Origin of the sequence: Sphaerisporangium sp. NPDC051017, assembly GCF_040683095.1 — a bacterium.
GTDB lineage: Bacteria > Actinomycetota > Actinomycetes > Streptosporangiales > Streptosporangiaceae > Sphaerisporangium.
Map to the genome: position 1 here is coordinate 100,955 of NZ_JBFBCI010000003.1, position 17,644 is coordinate 118,598.

A 17,644-nucleotide genomic window follows, 5' to 3' on the forward strand; every position below is an offset into this window, starting at 1 on the left:
TCCGTTCCGGCGGCACATGCGCCAAGAGTGGCCCATGGGGTCTGCCATGACGGTGGCGTTCACGGTTCGGTAGGGTTTCTTGAGGTTGAGTGGACGAATAAAGGCTGGTTAAAGCACGATGTCTGCCATGTCGGAAGTTGTCCCACTGCCATCGTTCGGTGAGGTGTTCTTCGACGCCCGGGGCCAGGAGCGTGTCCTCCGGGTCACCTGGCACGACGGCACGCTCGTTCTCAGCCTGTGGCGGGGCGAGATGTGCACCGCCAGTTTCCGCATGCCCATGGAGGACGTCGGACGTCTCCTCGACACCTTGGACGAGGGGTACGCCGACGCGGGCGGCGAATACGCCGAGGGCCACGAAGGCGAGCACCCCGGACACCAGGACGACGGGGACGAAGGGGAGTACGCCGACGACGGCGAGTACGCCGAGTACCGCCAATACCCGGGCACCGGGCAGTACGCCCGCCCCGCCGGCGCGCCCGACGACGGCGAGTACACCCAGGCCATGTCCTACGGCGACGCCTACGAGGACTCCTACGGCGAGTCCTACCAGGAGTCCTACGCCGACGACCAGGACGACTACCGGAACGACCCGGCGTACGCGCAGGGGAGGGGGGGCCCGCAGGACCAGGAGGCCCCCGTGCCCGCGCACGGCCCGAAGGACGTCCTCGTGGCGCGCGGCGCGGCGCCCGCCCCGGACAAGCTGGTCGCCTCCGGCGGCCGTCCCGCCGACGTCCCGCCACAGGGCGAGCACCCGCAGGCCGACTTCCGTGACCGGGCCGCCCACCCCGTTCCGCCGCAGGCCCCGCCGTCGCCCGCCGAGTTCCCCGGGGGCGTGCCCATGCCCACCACCGGCCCGCAGGCCATCCCGCCCGGCGTGGGGGACTACGGCGTCCCGCCCGGGTACGGCGAGCCCCAGGCCCGCCGCGCGCCCGCCTCCGAGTACGAGCCGTCCGCCGACTACGGCCGCGCGCCCGAGTACGGCCGGGGGGCCGCCGCGCCGCAGCCCGAGTACGGCGCGCGTCCGGCGTACCCCGACCCGGCCGCGCCCTCGGACTACGGATCTCCGCAGTACCGCGGCGCCCCCGAGCCCGGCGGACCGGCCCAGTACGGCGGCCGTCCCGACCACGCGGGCTCCCCGCAGTACGGAGCCCGGTACCCCGACCCGGGCGCCTCGTCCGACACCGGGGTCAACCCCGACTTCACGCCGCCGACCGGCTACACCTTCCCGGCCGAGCAGCTCACGCCCGGCCCGGCGGCCCCGCGCGGCGAGTACGGCTCCACGGGCGAGTACAGTCCCACGGGCGAGTACGGCCCCACGGGCGAGTACGCGCCCCGGGAGGACTACCCCCCGGCCGGGTACGGCGCGGCGGGCGAGTCCCGGCCCGGCGGCTACGGCGGCGAGCCCGGCGATGCGTTCGGCGGTGGCGGCTACGGCACGCCTCCGCTCGACTATTCGGGCCGCCCCGGCTACGCCGACTCGACGGAGTACCCGCCTTCCACCGAGTACGGCGGAGCGCGCTACGGCGCCGACCCGGGGGACGTCGTGCCGAGGGAGAACCTCATCGTGAACGACTCCCTGCCCTACGGATCCCCGCCCGGCGGGCACCCGGACCCGGGCTACCAGGCGCCCGCGGACCCCTCCGGATACGGCTGGGGGACCCCGCGGCAGGGCCAGGTGCCCGTTGATCCGGCGGACCCGCTCGGGCTCGGCGCGATCGGCCAGCACCCCATGGAACACACGGATCCGCAGCTCTCGCGGCCCTACGTCCCCGACGCGATGAACAGCACGGGGGAACGGGCGCGCCCGGAGGCGGGCCGTCCCCGGCCGGACGAGAGCGGGCGCCCGTACTCCGAGGAGAAGGGCCGTGAGTGGTGAGCGGCGCCCGCGGGCGCGCGCGGCCCGGCCGGTGAGAGGGGCGCGTTCCTCGCCGGCCCACTGACGGCGTGCGGCGCGGGGGCGTGCGGCCGTACGAGGCCGTCGCCCTGATGACGAGCTGTCCCGCCCGTGATTCCCACTTATCCTTCGGATCATGGATGTAACGACGGTCCTCCAGCTCGTGCTGCTCCCGGCGTGCGCGGTGGCGGTCGCGGCCTTCGCCCGTTGGCGGGGCTGGTCGGTGCCCCTGCTGCTCGTGCTCGCCGGGCTCGTGATCGGGCTGATCGCGGCGCGGGTCCCCGGCATGCCCGAGTACGAGCTGGACCCCGAGATCGTGCTCTTCGTCTTCCTGCCGCCGCTGCTGTACTCGGCGGCCCTGGACAGCTCCTACCTGCGCCTGCGCGACCTGCGCCGCCCGGTGGCGCTGCTGTCGGTCGGGCTGGTGCTGTTCAGCGCCGCGGTGATCGGCCTGCTGACGTACGCCATGGTGCCCGGCCTGCCGCTGGCGGCGGCTTTCGCACTGGGCGCGATCGTGGCGCCGCCGGACGCGGTGGCGGCGGTCGCGGTGGCCCGCAGGCTCGGCCTGCCCCGCAAGCTCATCACCATCCTGGTGGGGGAGAGCCTGTTCAACGACGCCACCGCGCTGACGGCCTTCCGCGTCGCGGTGGCGGCCGTCGGAGGGGTGGGCATCGTCTCCGGCGGGGTGGGCGTGACGCTGCTCAGCGCCGCCGGGCAGCTCCTGTACGCGGCCGGGGTGGGGCTGGTCATCGGCCTGGTGCTGGCGCTCGCCTTCGGCTGGCTGATGAAGCGGGTGCGCGATCCGCTGATCACGAACGCGATCTCGCTGCTGATCCCCTTCACCTCCTACCTCGCGGCCGAGGCCGTGCACGCCTCGGGGGTGCTGTCCGTCGTGGTGGTGGGGGTCTACATCGGCCACCGGATGAACCGCACGACGTACGGCACCCGGGTGGTGTCGTACTCGGTGTGGAAGGTGCTCGACTTCCTGCTGGAGACCGTGGTCTTCCTGCTCATCGGCCTGCAGCTCCCGCTCATCCTCAAGGGGCTCGCCGGGCAGGACCCGTGGCGGGTGGCGGGGTACGCGGTGGTCGTGTTCGCCGCGGCGGTCGTCGCCCGCGTCATCTGGGTGTTCGCCGGCACCCACCTGCCGCGCATGCTCTCCAGCAGGATCCGCGAGCGGGAGGAGCGGCCGCCCGCCTCGCACATCATGGTGATCGGCTGGGCCGGGATGCGCGGTGTGGTGTCGCTGGCGGCGGCGTTCACGCTGGCGTCCGACTTCCCCGGCCGCGACCTGATCCTCTTCCTGACCTTCGTCGTCGTCATCGGCACGCTGCTGGTGCAGGGCCTGTCGTTCCCGTGGCTGATCCGGCGCCTGCGCGTCTCCAGCGAGACCGAGGTCTACCGCGACAACCTCTCGGAGGCGGCGGCGCAGCAGGCGGCGGCCGGGGCGGCGCTGGCCCGGCTGGACGAGCTGACGAGCGACGGTGTACTGGAGACGCACGCCGAGGTGGTCGACCGGCTGCGCGCGCACGCCGAGCGCCGCGCGATGGGCGCCTGGGAACGGCTCGGCGGCGGCACCGGCCCGGAGGGCGAGGAGACGCCGAGCGCGATGTACAGCAGGCTGCGGCGGGCCATGCTGGAGGCCGAGCGCGCGGTGCTGGTGCGCATGCGCGACGAGCGGCGCATCGACGACGAGGTGCTGCGCCGCGTGACCCGCGAGCTGGACTACGAGGAGGCGACCCTGGCCCGCGACTGACGGCCTCTGCCCGGGAGTTCGGCCGCGGAGCGCGACGGCGGCGCCTCCCGGCGTTCCTCGCTCCGCGTCCGGAAATGCCTGGGAAGAGGCCACGAGTCAGGGAGAGCCATGGCAGGATGGCGAACCTCTAGTCGCCCTCCTCTCCAAGCGCACCAGGGAGTGCGAAGATGGTCATCATGAGCGTCAACCGGCGAGACGAAGTCCTGAACGAGCTGGCCGAAGCGATACGGGGCGTGACCGTTCCGGGTTCACCGGCGATCCAGAACGCATCGGTCGAGCCGTATGTGGACGCGGACGGCGAGCCCGCGCTCAAGGCGGTCATCGTCCTGGACGCACCCGAAGAAGGTGGGTGGTCGGCAGAGTTCACACACACGCTGCGCGGACAGGTGAACAAGCTCGCCGCCGAACGCGATCTCGACGAGCACGTGTACGTCGCCCTTTTCACAGAAGAGGAATACGAGGCCCGCACAGGTGCGGACGAACCGCTGGACGGCTTCGGTACGAGCGACATCGACCAGGCATTGATCCGGGACCAGCAGCAGGACGGGTCGTGAGGCGAGACTTCAAGGCCGACGACTACCTGCACCTGGCGGGCATGCTCGCGGGCCGTATCGCTGGACGCGGGCGTCCTCGCACGGCCTACCTTCGGCGTGCGACGTCGACCGCCTACTATGCCCTGTTCCACGAGTTGGTTCAGCATGGCGCGAAGCGCGCCGCCAGGACGGGGCCGATCGAGCACCAGCAGGCGATCGGCCGCTGGTACGCCCACGGCAACTTCAAGAAGGCCGCCCGATGGGTGGAGGACATCGCAGCCGGTCGTACACCCCCCAATCCAGTAAGGCTCCTGCTCGTCGACCCGGTCACCGGAAAAGTGCCCGTTGATCTCGAAGTGCTCGCCAGCGCGTTCAGCGAGCTTCAGGAAGCCAGGCACGGTGCCGACTATGACCCGGCGTTCGATGCCACGCGCCTGAGCGCTCTTGGCCACATCAACACCGCCCGGTCCGGCATCGAGGCCATCAAACGCATGGACAAGTCGAACCTCCACCAGTTCGATATGTTCCTCCTGCTGGCCCTGGGCGGCGACAAAATGATCAGGAATAGTTGACCGATCGGGCCGGTCGCACTCGGACGGACGTACTCTTCGCGTAGCCCTCCCTGTCAGGCGGTTTGGATAGGGTTGTTCGTATGCGATTCCTCCCCCTGGCCGCGGTTGCGGCGATCGGATTCACCGTGCTGACGGGATGTAGCACCGTCGACAAGGCCCAGGCGTGCATCGAGGCCAACAAGACGCTCGCCGACATGGGTGCGAAGATCACCGAGGTGGCCGGCGATCCCGCGGCGATGGAGAAGGCCCTGAAGGACGGGGCCGCGAAGCTGGAGGACGTCGCCGGCACGGCGGGGAACACCACGCTCAACGAGGCCCTGCAGAGCCTGGCGGACAGCCTCAAGAAGCTGAACATCGACAACCCCGAGGAGGCGGCGGCCGCGGCGCAGAAGGTCGCCACGGACACCGCGCGGACGGTGCGCACCATCGCCGAGGAATGCACCTGATCCCAGGCTGAAAACCCTGTTTGTCCAGGGGAAATGTGCATGAATTAGCCTCATTTCCATGGACGTCGAAGGAAGGGAGCCGGACCCCCGGTTCACGCTGGCCAACGAGCGCACGTTCCTCACGTGGCTCAGCACCTCGCTCGCGCTCAGCGCCGGCGGCGTGGCGATGGCGGCCGTGCCGAGGGGCATCTTCATCCCCTGGATGCGCACCGCCCTCGCCGTCATCCTGGTCGTCCTCGCCGCGGTCGCGGCGGTGCTGGCCTACCCGCGCTGGCGCAACGTCCAGCGGGCCCTGCGGCACCAGGCGCCGCTGCCCGGGCTCGCGCTGGCCCCCGTGTTCGGGTACGGGGTCGCGGCGGTGGCCCTGATCGCGCTCGTCCTCATCGTCGTCGCGGGCTGAGGCGCGGGGGGAGACCGTGAGATGAGCGGCGGGGTGGAGGAACGTCCGGGCCTGCACGGCGAGCGCACCCTGCTGGCGTGGATCCGCACGGCCGCGACGCTGGCCGCCGGCGGGCTCGGCGCGGCGGGCGTCGCCGGGCGGCAGTTCGAGCAGTTCGGGCACGGCGGCGCGGCGGTCCCGTTCGTCCTCGCCGCGCTGTGCGGCGCGATCCTGCTGGCGCGGACCGGCGTGCGCTACCACCGCGTCGACCGGGCGCTGCGCCAGGGCCTTCCCCTGGACGCCCGCGCGGACGCGGTGCTCGCCTGGCTCGGCGTGCTGGCCGTGGCGGCGGGCGCGCTCGCCTTCGTGCTCACGTCCTGAAACGCTCACGTCCTGAGGTCCCGCGCTCACGTCCCGACCCGCTCACGTCCCGAGCCGCCGGGCGGGGTCAGCCCGTGGCGCCGAGCTCGGGGGGAGCGGGGGAAGCGCGGGTAGCGGGGGAAACGGAAGCGCCCGGGGGTGATCCCCCCCCCCGGGCGCCTGGAGTGCGTCCTTCCCCTGGGCACTCCCGCTCGTGGTCAGTACCAGTTGTGCGACTGGAAGTGGCCCCACGCGCCGCAGGGCGAGCCGTAGCGGCCCCGGATGTACTTGAGCCCCCATCGGATCTGGGTGGCCGGGTTGACGCGCCAGTCGTGACCGACGCCGACCATCTTGTCGCCCGGCAGCGCCTGCGGGATGCCGTAGGCCCCGGACGACGGGTTCTGCGCCTTGTGGTTCCAGTTGCTCTCCCTGGTCCACAGGCTGTCGAGGCAGTGGAACTGGGTCACCGGCCAGGATCGCTGGGTGACCATGCGATAGGCGATCGCCTTGTTCCTGCCCTTGGGCGTCGTGGGCATCCACGATCGCACGGCCGGGCGGGCCGAGGTCGTCCAGAGGCGGCTGTGCACCCGGTAGGGCACCGCCTTCCGCGCGACCGCCGCCTTCGGCACGGCCTTTGCCATGGCCTTCGCCGCGGTCTTTCTCGCCGCCCTCGCCTTGGCGGGCGTCCTCGCCGCGGTCTTCGCGGCGGGCTTGGACCTCAGCCTCGCGTGCGCGGCCTGCCCGCGGGCCGGGGCGGACGGTAGCCGTACCGCGCCCGCCCGCGTCCAGACCGGCCGGACGGGCGTCCAGGCCGGGTGGGCCGCGGGGACGCTCGCGGGCGCCGCCGCGATGGCCGGGACGGGCGCGTTCTCGGCCGCGCCGATGGCGTTCTCGACCGTGTCGATCGCGCCGACCGTGTCGATCGCGCCGATCGCGCCGGATGTGTCGGACGTGTGGGGCGCCTGGGCCCCTTGCGTCATCGGGGCCACGTACGCCGAGTAGGCGGCGTAGACCGGGTGGACCGGGTGGACCGGGGACGCGGTTCCGGCCGTCTGGGCCGGGTGGGCGGCCTGGGCGGACGTGACGGGGGCCGTGGTGACGGCGCTCACCGCCTCCGTGGCCCGTGCGCCGATGCCGCCCGGCGTCACGACGGCCGGCGCCGTGACGATGGCCTGCGTGTCGGCCTGCGTGTCGGCCTGCGCGCGGGCTCGCGCCTCGGTATGTGAGCCGGCCTGCGCTTCGGCCGGCGTGCCGGTGGTGGCGTGGGCCGCCGTCGCGAGTGCGCCCGTCGGTTCCGCCGTCTCCGTGACGGCGTCGGCCGTGCTGTCCGCCCGGGTGAGGGCCTGTGCCGCACCTGCCGCCGCGTTCAGGACGGCGGTGACGATGAGGGCCGCGACGGCGCCATGAATAGCGCGTTTACTGTCCAATTCTGTCCTATTCATCGGGTCGCGTGCGGAGGGGGCCGCGCGAGGCGGCCGTCTCTCGTCGCGCGCCCGTGGCTCGGGCGCCGCGACGTCCGCGTGGCCTTTCCGGAGTCGGTTGAAGACAGAGATGTCTCCCGGAAGGCGCCGCGACGTGTTCTACGGCGGTTTCTAATAGGTGGCCCGCCCGGCGCCCGCGTTCCGCGACACGCTACGGACGGTTGTTTGCCATCGAGGTGGGACATCTCTGCCGTCTCGCGGGACCCGGTTGGCGCGCGTCGCGCCGGGGATGATCACCGCGTGATCCGGAAATGCCGCGCGGTTGAGGTTTCGCGGCGAGGGCCCCGTGGAGCAAGGACGGAGGCGGTTTCGCACACGGCGAGCCGCGCGCGAGGCGGACGCCTGATTAGGGTGGCTTCATGAGTCTTAGGGATATTCCGGTGCGCACGCTGGACGACGCGCCGACAACGTTTGGCCGGCTCGCCGGCGACAAGGCCGTCCTCGTGGTGAACGTGGCGTCCAAATGCGGGCTGACCCCGCAGTACACGGGTCTCGTCCGGTTGCAGGAGCGGTACGGCGACCGCGGCTTCACGGTCGTCGGCGTGCCCTGCAACCAGTTCATGGGGCAGGAGCCCGGTTCGGCGGCCGAGATCGAGGAGTTCTGCGCCACCAACTACGGCGTCGACTTCCCCCTGCTGGAGAAGACCGAGGTCAACGGCGAGAACCGCCACCCGCTGTATGCGGAGCTGGTGGAGGCGCCGGACGCCGAGGGCGAGGCCGGCGACATCCAGTGGAACTTCGAGAAGTTCCTGGTCGACCGTGAGGGCGCGGTGGTCGCGCGCTTCCGTCCCCGCACCGAACCCGAGGACCCGGCCGTGACCGGCGCCATCGAGAAGGCGATCGGCTAGCGGCGCGGGCCGCAGCTACCCCGGACGATCAGCTCGGTCGGCAGGGTCACCCCGCGCGTGCGGCGGCCCTGGCGCAGGACGAGCTCGGCCGCGCGGTAGCCCATGTCCTGGGCGGGCTGGGAGATCACCGTCAGCGGTGGTGAGCACAGCTCCGCCCAGGGCACGTCGTCGAACATGATCATCGACACGTCGCGCGGCACGCGCACGTCGAGCTCCCGGGCGGCGAGGACGGCGGCCTCGCCGAGCAGGTTGCCGCCCGCCAGCACCGCCGTCAGGTCGGACCGGTGGTGCAGCAGGCCGGCCGCGGCCGCGTACGCCGAGTCGCGGGTCGCGCGCGCCCGTACGATCAGCTCCTCGTCGACGGGCAGAGCGAGCGTGCCCATCGCCTCGCGGAAGGCGCGCACGCGCTGCTCCTGGCCGTGGCGCGCCAGGAAGGCGACGCGGCGGTGCCCGAGCGCGGCGAGGTACTCGACCGCCGTGCGCACGCCCGAACGGTCGTCGGTGACGACGGCGGGGACGTCCTCGCGTCCCCGCACGGGCCGTTCGGCGAAGACCACGTCGAGACCGGCGCGGAACGCCGGGCCCCACATCTCGCCGTCGCCGGACGGCACCGCGATCACGCGCTCCACGCTCTCTTCGATCAGTGAACCGATGAGCTCGGCCTCACGCTCGGGGTCGTCGCCGGTGGTGCCGATCATCACCGGCTCGCCGGCGGACTGCGCGCAGGCGAGCACGCCGTCGGCCAGCCGCGCGTAGAAGGTGTCGGTGATGTCGGGAATGAGCAGGCCGATGCCGCCCGTACGCCGCCGGCGCAGGTTGCGCCCGAGCGCGCTCGGCCGGTAGTCGAGCCGCGCCGCGGCGGCCAGCACCTTCTCGCGGGTCGCCGGACTCGACGAGCCGGTGCCGGACAGCACGCGTGAGACGGTCGCGACTCCGACCTCCGCCGCCTCGGCGACGTCCTTGATGGTCGTGCGGCGCTGCTCGCTCATCTTCATGGAAACGATTCCATCATGGGTTTCATCGATCGTCCAGGCCGCGGCCCTATCCGAAGAGTGTGAAGAGCTTATATTTCACAGGGGCTTGACAGAGATGTCCGGTTCAGATGAGATTCATGAAAACGTATCCACATCCGGCGGGCACCCGGACGCACGAAGGACTGCCATGGCATCAATCGTTCTGCGCAACGTCGACAAGATCTACGCCGGCGGGGTGAAGGCCGTTAACGGCCTCAATCTGGAGATCAAGGACGGCGAGTTCATGGTGCTCGTCGGCCCGTCGGGATGTGGCAAGTCCACGGCGCTGCGCATGGTCGCCGGTCTGGAGGACATCAGCGGCGGCGAGATCTCCATCGGCGACCGGGTGGTCAACCACCTGCCGCCGAAGGACCGCGACATCGCGATGGTCTTCCAGAACTACGCGCTGTACCCGCACATGACGGTCGAGGAGAACCTCGCCTTCGGCCTGAAGCTGCGGAAGATGCCCAAGGCCGAGATCGCCAAGCGCGTCCAGGAGGCCGCCAAGATGCTCGGCCTCGACCAGTACCTCAAGCGCAAGCCCGCCGCCCTGTCCGGTGGCCAGCGCCAGCGCGTCGCCATGGGCCGCGCCATCGTCCGCGAGCCGCAGGCCTTCCTCATGGACGAGCCGCTGTCCAACCTGGACGCCAAGCTCCGCGTGTCGATGCGCGCCTCGCTGAACACCCTGCACGAGCGCCTCGGCGTCACCACGGTGTACGTCACCCACGACCAGGTCGAGGCCATGACCCTCGGCGACCGCGTCTGCGTCCTGCGCGATGGCCTGCTCCAGCAGGTCGACACCCCGCAGAACCTGTTCGACAGCCCGGTCAACCTGTTCGTCGCGGGCTTCATGGGCTCCCCGTCCATGAACTTCGTCAACGCCGAGCTCGTGCGCGGCGACGGCGGCGCCGCCGTGGCCTTCGCCGGCTACAAGCTGCCGGTGCCGGACTCGACGTTCGCCGAGAAGCCCGGCCTGGACCAGTACCTCGGCAAGAAGCTCATCCTCGGCATCCGCCCCTCCGACTTCGAGGACGCCGCGGCCGCCAACGGCAGCTCCGGCGGCTGGGCCCGCATCCCGACCCGCGCGGAGGTCACCGAGGAACTCGGCAGCGAGATCAACGTCCTGTTCCTCATCGACGCCCCGCCGGTCGAGCACAAGGACACCGTCGCCGCGCAGGACTCCGGAGAGGACGAAGAGGCCGCGCTGCCCCTGGTCGGCGACAAGTCGCTGTGGACGGCCCGTGTCAACGCGCGCAGCCACGTCCGCCCCGGCCAGAACATCGAGCTGGCGGTCGACACCCACAACCTGCACTTCTTCGACACCGACAGCGGTCTGGCCATCGGCCACCCGGTCAACGTCGGCCGCTGAGGTCCCGCGCGGCGCCCCTCGCGGCGCCGCGCCCCCCGCGAACCAGCCTTCCGGGCGAGAAGCCCCCGCCGTGCACCCCTCCCACGGCGGGGGCTTTTTCGCGTTTCACGGCTTTTCGCGGTCAAGGAAGGAGGAATGGCATGTGATGGTTCCGCAAAAGCGGTGCGCCGGGTGTCCGCCTTTCCGCTTGGGTGCGTAGAACGGTTGCGTCGACATCCCGCTCGGCTTACGGGCGATGTCTCCCGCAGCCGGAACCGCGCCCATCGGAGAGTCCTGAATGGCTGGGAAACGCACTATACCTACGTTCTTGGCATTGGTCCTGGCCGGTGCCGTGGGGTCGGGGACGGGTGCCGCGGCGGTGGCCGCGACCGCGCCGACCGGGCCGACCGCTTCGACGCCTGTCGTGCGTGCGGAGCCCTTCCGCCTTGAGATCCGGCAGCCGAACGCGCCGAGGAATCTGAGACTTTTCCAGATCACCAAGAAACTCATCAAGCTGAAGTGGGACCCGCCCGAGGACGGCTACCCGCCGCGCCCTGGCGTGGTCGCCTACGACATCTACGCCGGCGATCCGTCGTTCCACCTGATCGCCACGGTGCCCGGCAATGTCCTGACATACATCGACAAGCGCCGGTGCTGCGACACGGTCTCGTATTTCGTGAGGGCGCGGGACGCCCAGGGTAACGAGTCGGCGGCGAGCAACATCGTCACCCGCGACGCCAGCGAATGCAAGAAGTGCCACCACCACCATCACGACGAGGACGGCAAGGAGCACGGCCATGACGAGGACGGCAAGGAGCACGACGACGCCGTGACGAACGAGCCCGACGCCGAGCAGGATGACCATGCCGACCATGTCGCCACGGTGGCCGACAGGAACCACCACGATTCAGATGGTGATCAGGAAATCATCAAGGCCGACAAGCTGCTCCACCTGGAGAACGCCGACGACGGCGGCGGAGGCGGTGACCACTCGGACCACCATGGCCATGTCGGCCACGACGGCGGGCACGGTGGTCCTGGAGGCGGGGGTGCGGAAGCGCCCGCGGCCGGTGGTCACCAGCCTGCCGGTGAGAAGCAGGCGGGCGGACAGCACGCCGGGAAGCAGCTCCCGTTCACGGGAGCGCCCGTGACCGCGCTGGCAGGGGTCGGTGGCGCCCTGCTGGTCGCCGGAGCCGCCGGTGTCCTGATCTCCGTGCGGCGCCGCCGATCCACTGGTGCACGCTAGACGTCGCCGGTGGCTCGTCGCCGGCTCCCTCGTGCCGGTGCTCGTCGTGGCGTCGTACGGGGGCTGGTCGGCGTATGTCGGGCTCAGCGTGCGCGACCACCTGCAGGCGACCAGGGACGCTCTGATGCACCTGCGCGCGGTGATGAGCGCCCGTGATCTCGACCGGGTGGCCGTCACGCTCGCCGACGCCCACCGCCACGCGGCCGAGGCGCGGCGCCTCACCGGCGGGGCGGACTGGTCGCTGCTCACCCACCTGCCGGTGATGGGTGACGGCGCCATGACCGTGAGGGGGCTGGCCGAGTCCGCGGCCGAGATCACCGGCGTGCTGACCGGCCTTCAGGGGGTCGGCACGTCCATCCTCACGGCCGAGTCCGGTTCCGCGGACGACGCTCACCGGCTCCTGGCCGGTCTCAGGGGGGCGGCTCCGGTTCTGCACGGAGCCGCCGCCCGGCTCACGCGGGCGCGGGACCGTTTGGCGGCCACCCCCGCGCGCACCCGGGTGGCCTCCGTGGACGAGACGCGGAGCAAGGTCCTGTACGAGCTGGACCGGCTGCGCGGCTGGGTCGGCGGTGCGGCGACCGCCGCGGACCTGATCCCTCCGATGCTGGGCGATGACGGCCCGCGCCGCTACTTCCTGGCCTTCCAGACCAACGCGGAGTCACGGGGGACCGGCGGCCTCGTCGGCGCCTTCGGTATCCTTTCCGCCGACCGGGGCCGTGTCCGCGTCACGCGGCTGGCCGCCGACAACGACCTGAGCTCCAGCGCCCGCCCCGTCACCGACCACGGCCCGGCGTTTCGCGCGCGGTACGGCGACGGCGCGGCCCGGCTCCTCTCGGTCTCCAATCTCTCCCCGCACTTCCCCTACGCCGCCAAGACCTGGACCGCGATGTGGGAGCGCCAGACCGGCCGGCGGCTGGACGGCGCCATCGCGATCGACCCGGTGGGTCTGTCCTACGTGCTCGGCCTGGTCGGGCCGGTCACCCTCCCGGGCGGGGAGCAGGTGACCACCTCCAACGTCGTCGACCTGACCGAGCGCGCGGCCTACGCCCGCTATCCCGACCCGGTGAGGCGCAAGCGTTTCCTCATCGCGATCGCCACGGCCGTCGGCGAGGCGCTGCCCAAGTCCTTCCCCGGGCCCTCCCACGTGCTGCCCGTGCTCAAGCCCATGGCCGAGGAGCGCAGGCTCCAGATATGGAGCCGCCGCGACGCCGAGCAGCGGCGCCTGTCCGCCACCGCGCTCGGCGGTGTGCTGCCGCGCCTGCCGGGACCGTACGCCGGGCTGGTGGTCAACAACTCGGCCGGTGGCAAGCTGGACTACTACCTGAACCGCTCCCTGGAGTACACGCTGGGCCCCTGCCGGGGCGGCCGGCGGCAGACGCGCGTGCGGATCCGGCTCACCAACGACGTGCCCCGCGTCGCGCTGCCCTCCTACGTCACCGGCAGGCTGGACAGCCCCGGGATTCCCCACGTGCCCGGGTCCAACCTGCTGTGGGTGTCGCTGTACGCCGGGCTCGGCACCGAGCTCACCGGGGCCCGCCTGGACGGCCGCCCCGTCACGGCCATCAAGGAGGCCGAGAGGTCCCACCCGGTCTACTCCACCCTCCTGGAGCTGGCCCCCGGGCAGTCCAGGACATGGGAACTCGACCTCGTGGAACCGGGTTCCGGGGCGTCCCCCGTGGTCCCGGTGCAGCCCCTGGCCCGTTCGCAGGACACCCGGATCACCCAGGACCGGAATGGCTGCCCGCCCTGATCCGGGCGGTATCGCGCCACGTGAGGGACGGTTCCGCCTGCTGTTCGTCTGTACCGGCAACATCTGCCGCTCCGCCATCGCCGAGCGGTACACCCGTGCCGTGCTGGGCGCGTGCTCGCCCGTCGTCGTGGAGAGCGCCGGCGTGCGCGCCGTCTCCGGACGGCCGATGACGCGCAGGGCGGCGCGTGTGCTGGAGAAGCTGGGCGGCGATCCCTCGGGGTTCGCCTCGCGCCGGCTGACCTCGCGGATGGTGGAGGAGGCCGACCTGATCCTGACCGCCACCACCGCGCATCGCGGCCTCGTGGTGCAGGGCCGTCCGCGGATCGCCGGCCGGGTCTTCACCATCGTCGAGTTCGGCGCGCTGACCGGGGCCGTGCTCGCGCGGCCCCGGTCAGCGGTGGAGATCGCCCAGGCGGGGGACCCGGCGCGGCGGGCACACGCCCTCCTCGCCCGGGCGCGGCCGCTGCGCGGGCTGGTCCGGGTGGAGGCCCCTGACGTCCCCGACCCATTCGGCGGCTCGATGCTCGCCTACAGGTCGGCCGCCCGGCTGATCGTCGCCGGCCTGTCGGCCCCGCTCGCGACGCTGACCGCCGGGGCCGCCCCGACCTCGACCGGCATCCGCTGAGCGCCGTCATCCGGCTCGTACTTGTCCTCGTAGCCGTACGAGCCGTCGGCCTTGGTCGGCACGAAGTTCAGCACGGTTCCCACGACGCGCGCGTTGATGGACGACAGCATCTCGGTCGCGCGCGCGATGTGCCCCGCGCGTGTCTTGCCGTGCCGGGCGATGAGCAGCGTGCTGTCACAGACGGCGGCCAGCGAGGCTCCGTCGGTCACCGGCAGGAGCGGGGGGGTGTCGATGATGACGATGTCGTACTTTTCGGTGAGCGTGCCGAGCAGCTTGCACATCCCCTGGGAGTTGAGCAGCTCACTGGGGTTCGGCGGGATCTGACCGCTCGTCAGCACGGTGAGGGAAGGCGGTCCCCAGGTCTGGGCCACGTCCTCCAGCGACGCCGAGCCGATGAGCACGTCGGTGAGTCCCGCCGCCCCTTCGAGGCCGAGGTGGTCGGCGACGCGCGGGCGGCGCAGGTCGGCGTCCACGATCATGACCCGCCAGTCGGCCTGGGCGAGCACGATGGCGAGGTTGACGGCGATCGAGGTCTTCCCCTCCCCGGCGAGGCAGCTGGTGATCACCAGCGATCGCGGCCGCCGGTCGACGCTGATGAACTGCAGATTCGTGCGCATCGCCCGGAACGCCTCGGCCCTGGACGATCTGCCGCGGTCGCGGAGGATCAGGGGATGCCGCTGCGCGTCACGTTCGCGCCCGATCACCCCGATGGTCGGGCTCTTCGACACGGCCTGCAGCGTCTCGGCCGTCTTGATGGTCGTGTCCATGCGATCGCGCAGCACCAGCGCCCCGAAGACGACGATCAGCGCGATCAGCTCCGCGATGACGAGGTTGGTCAGCGGGCGCGGGCTGATCGGTCTCGCCGGGACGCTCGCCTGGTCCACCACCGTCACCTTGACCGTGGAAGGGCTCGACCGGCTGGGGCGCTCGAGCTGGCCGATCACCCGAGGGAACGCCACGCCCAGCTTGTTGGCCAGCAGTGCCGCGCGGGCGGGATCCTTGTCGGTGACGGTGACCCTGATCAGGGTGGTCATGGGAATGGCCTCGGCCTTGACGGCGGCCTGGACGCGCCCGACGTCGTCCGGGCTCGTGATCTGGCCGACCACCCGCCGGCTGGGCACGAGGTTCGCGTACGACTGCACCCGCTGCTGGGAGAGCGCGCCCGCCTGGATGGCGGTGGCGAGACTGCCCTCCTTGTCGTACCCCGTCACCAGCATGCTGATCTGTGCCTCGTACTTCGGCGGCGTGTTGGCGGTGATGGCCATGGCCGCGGCGGCGGAGACGATCAGCGTCAGCGCGATGACCGCCCAATGCGCGCGCATGAGCCGGAGGTAGTAGAGACCTTGCACCTGATTAACGCCTTTCAGTGATGCTGACGGCAGGTTCGCCGGCGTGGCCCGGCACCGGGCTGTGCGCTTTCTGCAGGATTCCGATGAGCACGATGGCCGCGGCGACGGCGGCGACCGTGGTGACGAGGGGCGAGGTGAGATTCAGCGTCATCGCCAGGTTGAGCGCGCCCGACACGGCCGCGGCGCCGGCCAGGACGACGGCCGTGAGCCGGACGCCGAAGCCGAGCGCGTTGAGGCGGTGGGACAGGTGGTCGGTGCCGCCGAGCAGCAAGGGACGTCCGGCGCGCGCCCGGGACAGCAGGACCACCCCGGTGTCGATCGTGGCGACGAAGGTGGGCAGGAGCAGACTGCCGATCACCTGGTCGAGGCCGTGGTCCGTCACCACCGCCGTGGCCGAGCAGGCGAGGACGAAGCCGATGAACAGCGAGCCGGAGTCGCCCATGAACACCCTGGCCGGCGCCCAGTTGTGCAGCAGGAATCCCAGTCCGGCGCAGCAGAGCGCGGTCAGCAGCATGCCGATCATCGGCCGGCCGGCGGCGAAGGCCGTGACGGCGAGCATGGCCGCCCCCGCCGTCGTGATGGCGCCGAGCGCGCCGTCCTGGTTGTCCAGCAGATTGAACGAGTTCGTGATCAGGACGATCCACAGGATCGTCAGAGGGACGTCCAGCCAGCCGCCCGTGACGGGGGCCTGGATCCCGCTCAGCACGACCCCGCCCGCCGCCACCGACTCGACGCCGAGCCGGGTGAGGGGGGAGAGCGGCGCGATGTCGTCGATCAGGCCGAGCAGCGCCACCGCCACGGCGGCGCTGATCACCACGGCCAGCGTGAAATCGTTCAGGCCGACGATGACGATCACGGGAGCGATGGTGCCCAGCATGATCGCGACTCCCCCGAGGTAGGGGATCGGGCGGGCGTGCGCCTTGTATCCGCCCGGGCGGTCGGTGAGTCCCCAGCGCGTCGCGAGCCGGCCGAGCGGCCCCGTCGCGAGCGTGGTGAGCAGGAAACCGGCGAGCCCGGTCACGAGGATGGTCAACGCGTTCATCTCAGCGACGTCACCAGCTCGCCGCGGGCCTCGACGATGGTCTCCCGCAGGATGTCGAGGAGTGAGCGCCGCGGCGTCCATCCGGTGAGGGCGTGCAGCTTCGCCGTGTCGGGGACCCGGCGGGTCATGTCCTCGAAGCCCGTCTCGTACGCCTCGGCGTACGGGATGTTGTCGATCCCGCTGGTCGTCCCGGTCAGCTCGATGATCATCTTGGCCAGTTCCAGGATGGTGACCTCGTGCGAGGCGCCGACGTTGAACGTCTCGCCGATCGCCTCCTCGCGGTCCAGCAGCTCCTGCAGCGCGACCACCACGTCCGCCACATGGGCGAAGCACCGGGTCTGCGTGCCGTCCCCGAAGACGGTGAGCGGCGTGCCGCCGAGCGCCTGCCGGATGAGGCGCGGGATGACCATCCCGTAGGCGGGGCTCTGCCGCGGCCCGACCGTGTTGAACAGCCGCACGATGACGGTCGGCAGGTCGCGTTCCTTGTGGTAGGCGTTGGCGAGGATCTCGTCGACCGCCTTGGCCGTGCTGTAGGCCCACCTGACCACCGCCGGGCTGCCGAGCACGCGGTCGGAGAGCTCCGAGAGCGGGCCGCCGGAGTTCTTCCCGTAGATCTCGCTCGTGCTGGTGATCATGATCTTCCGGCGGTAGCGGTGCGCCGCCTCGATGACGATCTCGGACCCGCGGATGTTGGTCGTCAGTGACCGCAGCGGATGCTCGACGATCAGTTTCACGCCGACCGCCGCGGCGAGGTGGACGACGACGTCGCACCGGTGCACCAGCTCGTCGACGATCAGCTCGTCCAGCACCGACCCCTGGACGAACCGGAGGCGCGGATGGCCGATGACGTGTTCGATGTTGGCGAGGCGCCCGGTCGACAGGTTGTCCAGGATGAACACGGAGTCACCCCGGGCGAGCAGGGAATCGGTCAGATGGGATCCGATGAACCCGCTCCCGCCGGTTATCAGGTAGGTCTTCCCTGGCGAGTCGTTCACGGCTTCT

Annotated in this window: 16 protein-coding genes and 1 pseudogene; 12 read left to right on the plus strand and 5 right to left on the minus strand. The window is 71.4% G+C overall.

Annotated elements, in window-relative coordinates; all coding sequences use genetic code 11:
* Positions 1 to 127: 127 nt before the first annotated feature.
* The 7 genes from AB0M95_RS04530 to AB0M95_RS04560 all read left to right on the plus strand — a co-directional run bounded on the left by AB0M95_RS04530 (position 128) and on the right by AB0M95_RS04560 (position 5,961).
* On the plus strand, positions 128 to 1,876 hold the full coding sequence (locus AB0M95_RS04530; RefSeq protein ID WP_363759390.1) for a hypothetical protein: 1,749 nt from the start codon (positions 128 to 130) through the stop codon (positions 1,874 to 1,876).
* Positions 1,877 to 2,030: 154 nt separating this feature from the next.
* Positions 2,031 to 3,650, plus strand: a complete 1,620-nt coding sequence (locus AB0M95_RS04535) for a Na+/H+ antiporter (protein ID WP_363759393.1) — start codon at positions 2,031 to 2,033, stop codon at positions 3,648 to 3,650.
* A gap of 167 nt (positions 3,651 to 3,817) precedes the next feature.
* Complete coding sequence (locus AB0M95_RS04540; protein WP_358509718.1) at positions 3,818 to 4,204, plus strand: hypothetical protein; 387 nt, start codon at positions 3,818 to 3,820, stop codon at positions 4,202 to 4,204.
* Positions 4,201 to 4,755: a hypothetical protein gene (locus tag AB0M95_RS04545; RefSeq protein ID WP_363759396.1), complete on the plus strand. Its 555-nt coding sequence runs from the start codon at positions 4,201 to 4,203 to the stop codon at positions 4,753 to 4,755. The genes AB0M95_RS04540 and AB0M95_RS04545 overlap by 4 nt, the downstream gene beginning before the upstream one ends.
* A gap of 80 nt (positions 4,756 to 4,835) precedes the next feature.
* Positions 4,836 to 5,201, plus strand: a complete 366-nt coding sequence (locus AB0M95_RS04550; protein WP_363759399.1) for a hypothetical protein — start codon at positions 4,836 to 4,838, stop codon at positions 5,199 to 5,201.
* Between the two features lie 58 nt (positions 5,202 to 5,259).
* Complete coding sequence (locus AB0M95_RS04555) at positions 5,260 to 5,601, plus strand: DUF202 domain-containing protein (RefSeq protein ID WP_358509710.1); 342 nt, start codon at positions 5,260 to 5,262, stop codon at positions 5,599 to 5,601.
* A 21-nt stretch (positions 5,602 to 5,622) separates the two neighbouring features.
* Positions 5,623 to 5,961: a DUF202 domain-containing protein gene (locus AB0M95_RS04560; protein WP_363759403.1), complete on the plus strand. Its 339-nt coding sequence runs from the start codon at positions 5,623 to 5,625 to the stop codon at positions 5,959 to 5,961.
* 197 nt (positions 5,962 to 6,158) lie between these two features.
* Here AB0M95_RS04560 and AB0M95_RS04565 read toward each other — a convergent pair.
* Positions 6,159 to 6,404 (minus strand): annotated as a pseudogene (locus AB0M95_RS04565) (transglycosylase SLT domain-containing protein); the annotation flags it as partial.
* A gap of 1,376 nt (positions 6,405 to 7,780) precedes the next feature.
* On the opposite strand from AB0M95_RS04565, the gene AB0M95_RS04570 reads away from it, so the two are divergent.
* Entirely contained in the window at positions 7,781 to 8,269 is a 489-nt protein-coding gene (locus AB0M95_RS04570; protein ID WP_363759406.1) for a glutathione peroxidase, read from the plus strand.
* Here AB0M95_RS04570 and AB0M95_RS04575 read toward each other — a convergent pair.
* The gene (locus AB0M95_RS04575; RefSeq protein WP_358509698.1) at positions 8,266 to 9,264 is read right to left on the minus strand and encodes a LacI family DNA-binding transcriptional regulator; all 999 of its coding nucleotides are present in this window, start codon (positions 9,262 to 9,264) and stop codon (positions 8,266 to 8,268) included. The genes AB0M95_RS04570 and AB0M95_RS04575 overlap by 4 nt on opposite strands.
* 166 nt (positions 9,265 to 9,430) lie before the next feature.
* Between AB0M95_RS04575 and ugpC the strand changes: the two genes are divergently transcribed.
* The 4 genes from ugpC (at position 9,431) to AB0M95_RS04595 (ending at position 14,251) form a co-directional block, all read left to right on the plus strand.
* Positions 9,431 to 10,651 carry a sn-glycerol-3-phosphate ABC transporter ATP-binding protein UgpC gene (ugpC, locus tag AB0M95_RS04580; RefSeq protein ID WP_358509695.1) on the plus strand — a complete coding sequence of 407 codons (1,221 nt, stop codon included), beginning with the start codon at positions 9,431 to 9,433 and terminating at the stop codon, positions 10,649 to 10,651.
* A 307-nt stretch (positions 10,652 to 10,958) separates the two neighbouring features.
* The gene (locus AB0M95_RS04585) at positions 10,959 to 11,876 is read left to right on the plus strand and encodes a hypothetical protein (RefSeq protein WP_363759411.1); all 918 of its coding nucleotides are present in this window, start codon (positions 10,959 to 10,961) and stop codon (positions 11,874 to 11,876) included.
* Entirely contained in the window at positions 11,866 to 13,626 is a 1,761-nt protein-coding gene (locus AB0M95_RS04590; protein WP_363759414.1) for a DUF4012 domain-containing protein, read from the plus strand. The genes AB0M95_RS04585 and AB0M95_RS04590 overlap by 11 nt, the downstream gene beginning before the upstream one ends.
* Complete coding sequence (locus AB0M95_RS04595) at positions 13,610 to 14,251, plus strand: hypothetical protein (RefSeq protein ID WP_363759417.1); 642 nt, start codon at positions 13,610 to 13,612, stop codon at positions 14,249 to 14,251. The genes AB0M95_RS04590 and AB0M95_RS04595 overlap by 17 nt, the downstream gene beginning before the upstream one ends.
* Here AB0M95_RS04595 and AB0M95_RS04600 read toward each other — a convergent pair.
* The 3 genes from AB0M95_RS04600 to AB0M95_RS04610 are packed head-to-tail and all read right to left on the minus strand — an operon-like array spanning position 14,155 to position 17,637.
* Positions 14,155 to 15,600, minus strand: coding sequence for a polysaccharide biosynthesis tyrosine autokinase (locus AB0M95_RS04600; RefSeq protein WP_363759420.1), 1,446 nt, complete (start codon positions 15,598 to 15,600; stop codon positions 14,155 to 14,157). The two genes, AB0M95_RS04595 and AB0M95_RS04600, sit on opposite strands and share 97 nt — an antisense overlap.
* 4 nt (positions 15,601 to 15,604) lie before the next feature.
* Positions 15,605 to 16,642 (minus strand): MraY family glycosyltransferase, encoded by a 1,038-nt coding sequence (locus AB0M95_RS04605; RefSeq protein WP_363759423.1) that lies wholly within the window; start codon positions 16,640 to 16,642, stop codon positions 15,605 to 15,607.
* The gene (locus AB0M95_RS04610) at positions 16,639 to 17,637 is read right to left on the minus strand and encodes a GDP-mannose 4,6-dehydratase (protein ID WP_363759426.1); all 999 of its coding nucleotides are present in this window, start codon (positions 17,635 to 17,637) and stop codon (positions 16,639 to 16,641) included. The genes AB0M95_RS04605 and AB0M95_RS04610 overlap by 4 nt, the downstream gene beginning before the upstream one ends.
* Positions 17,638 to 17,644: the final 7 nt, after the last annotated feature.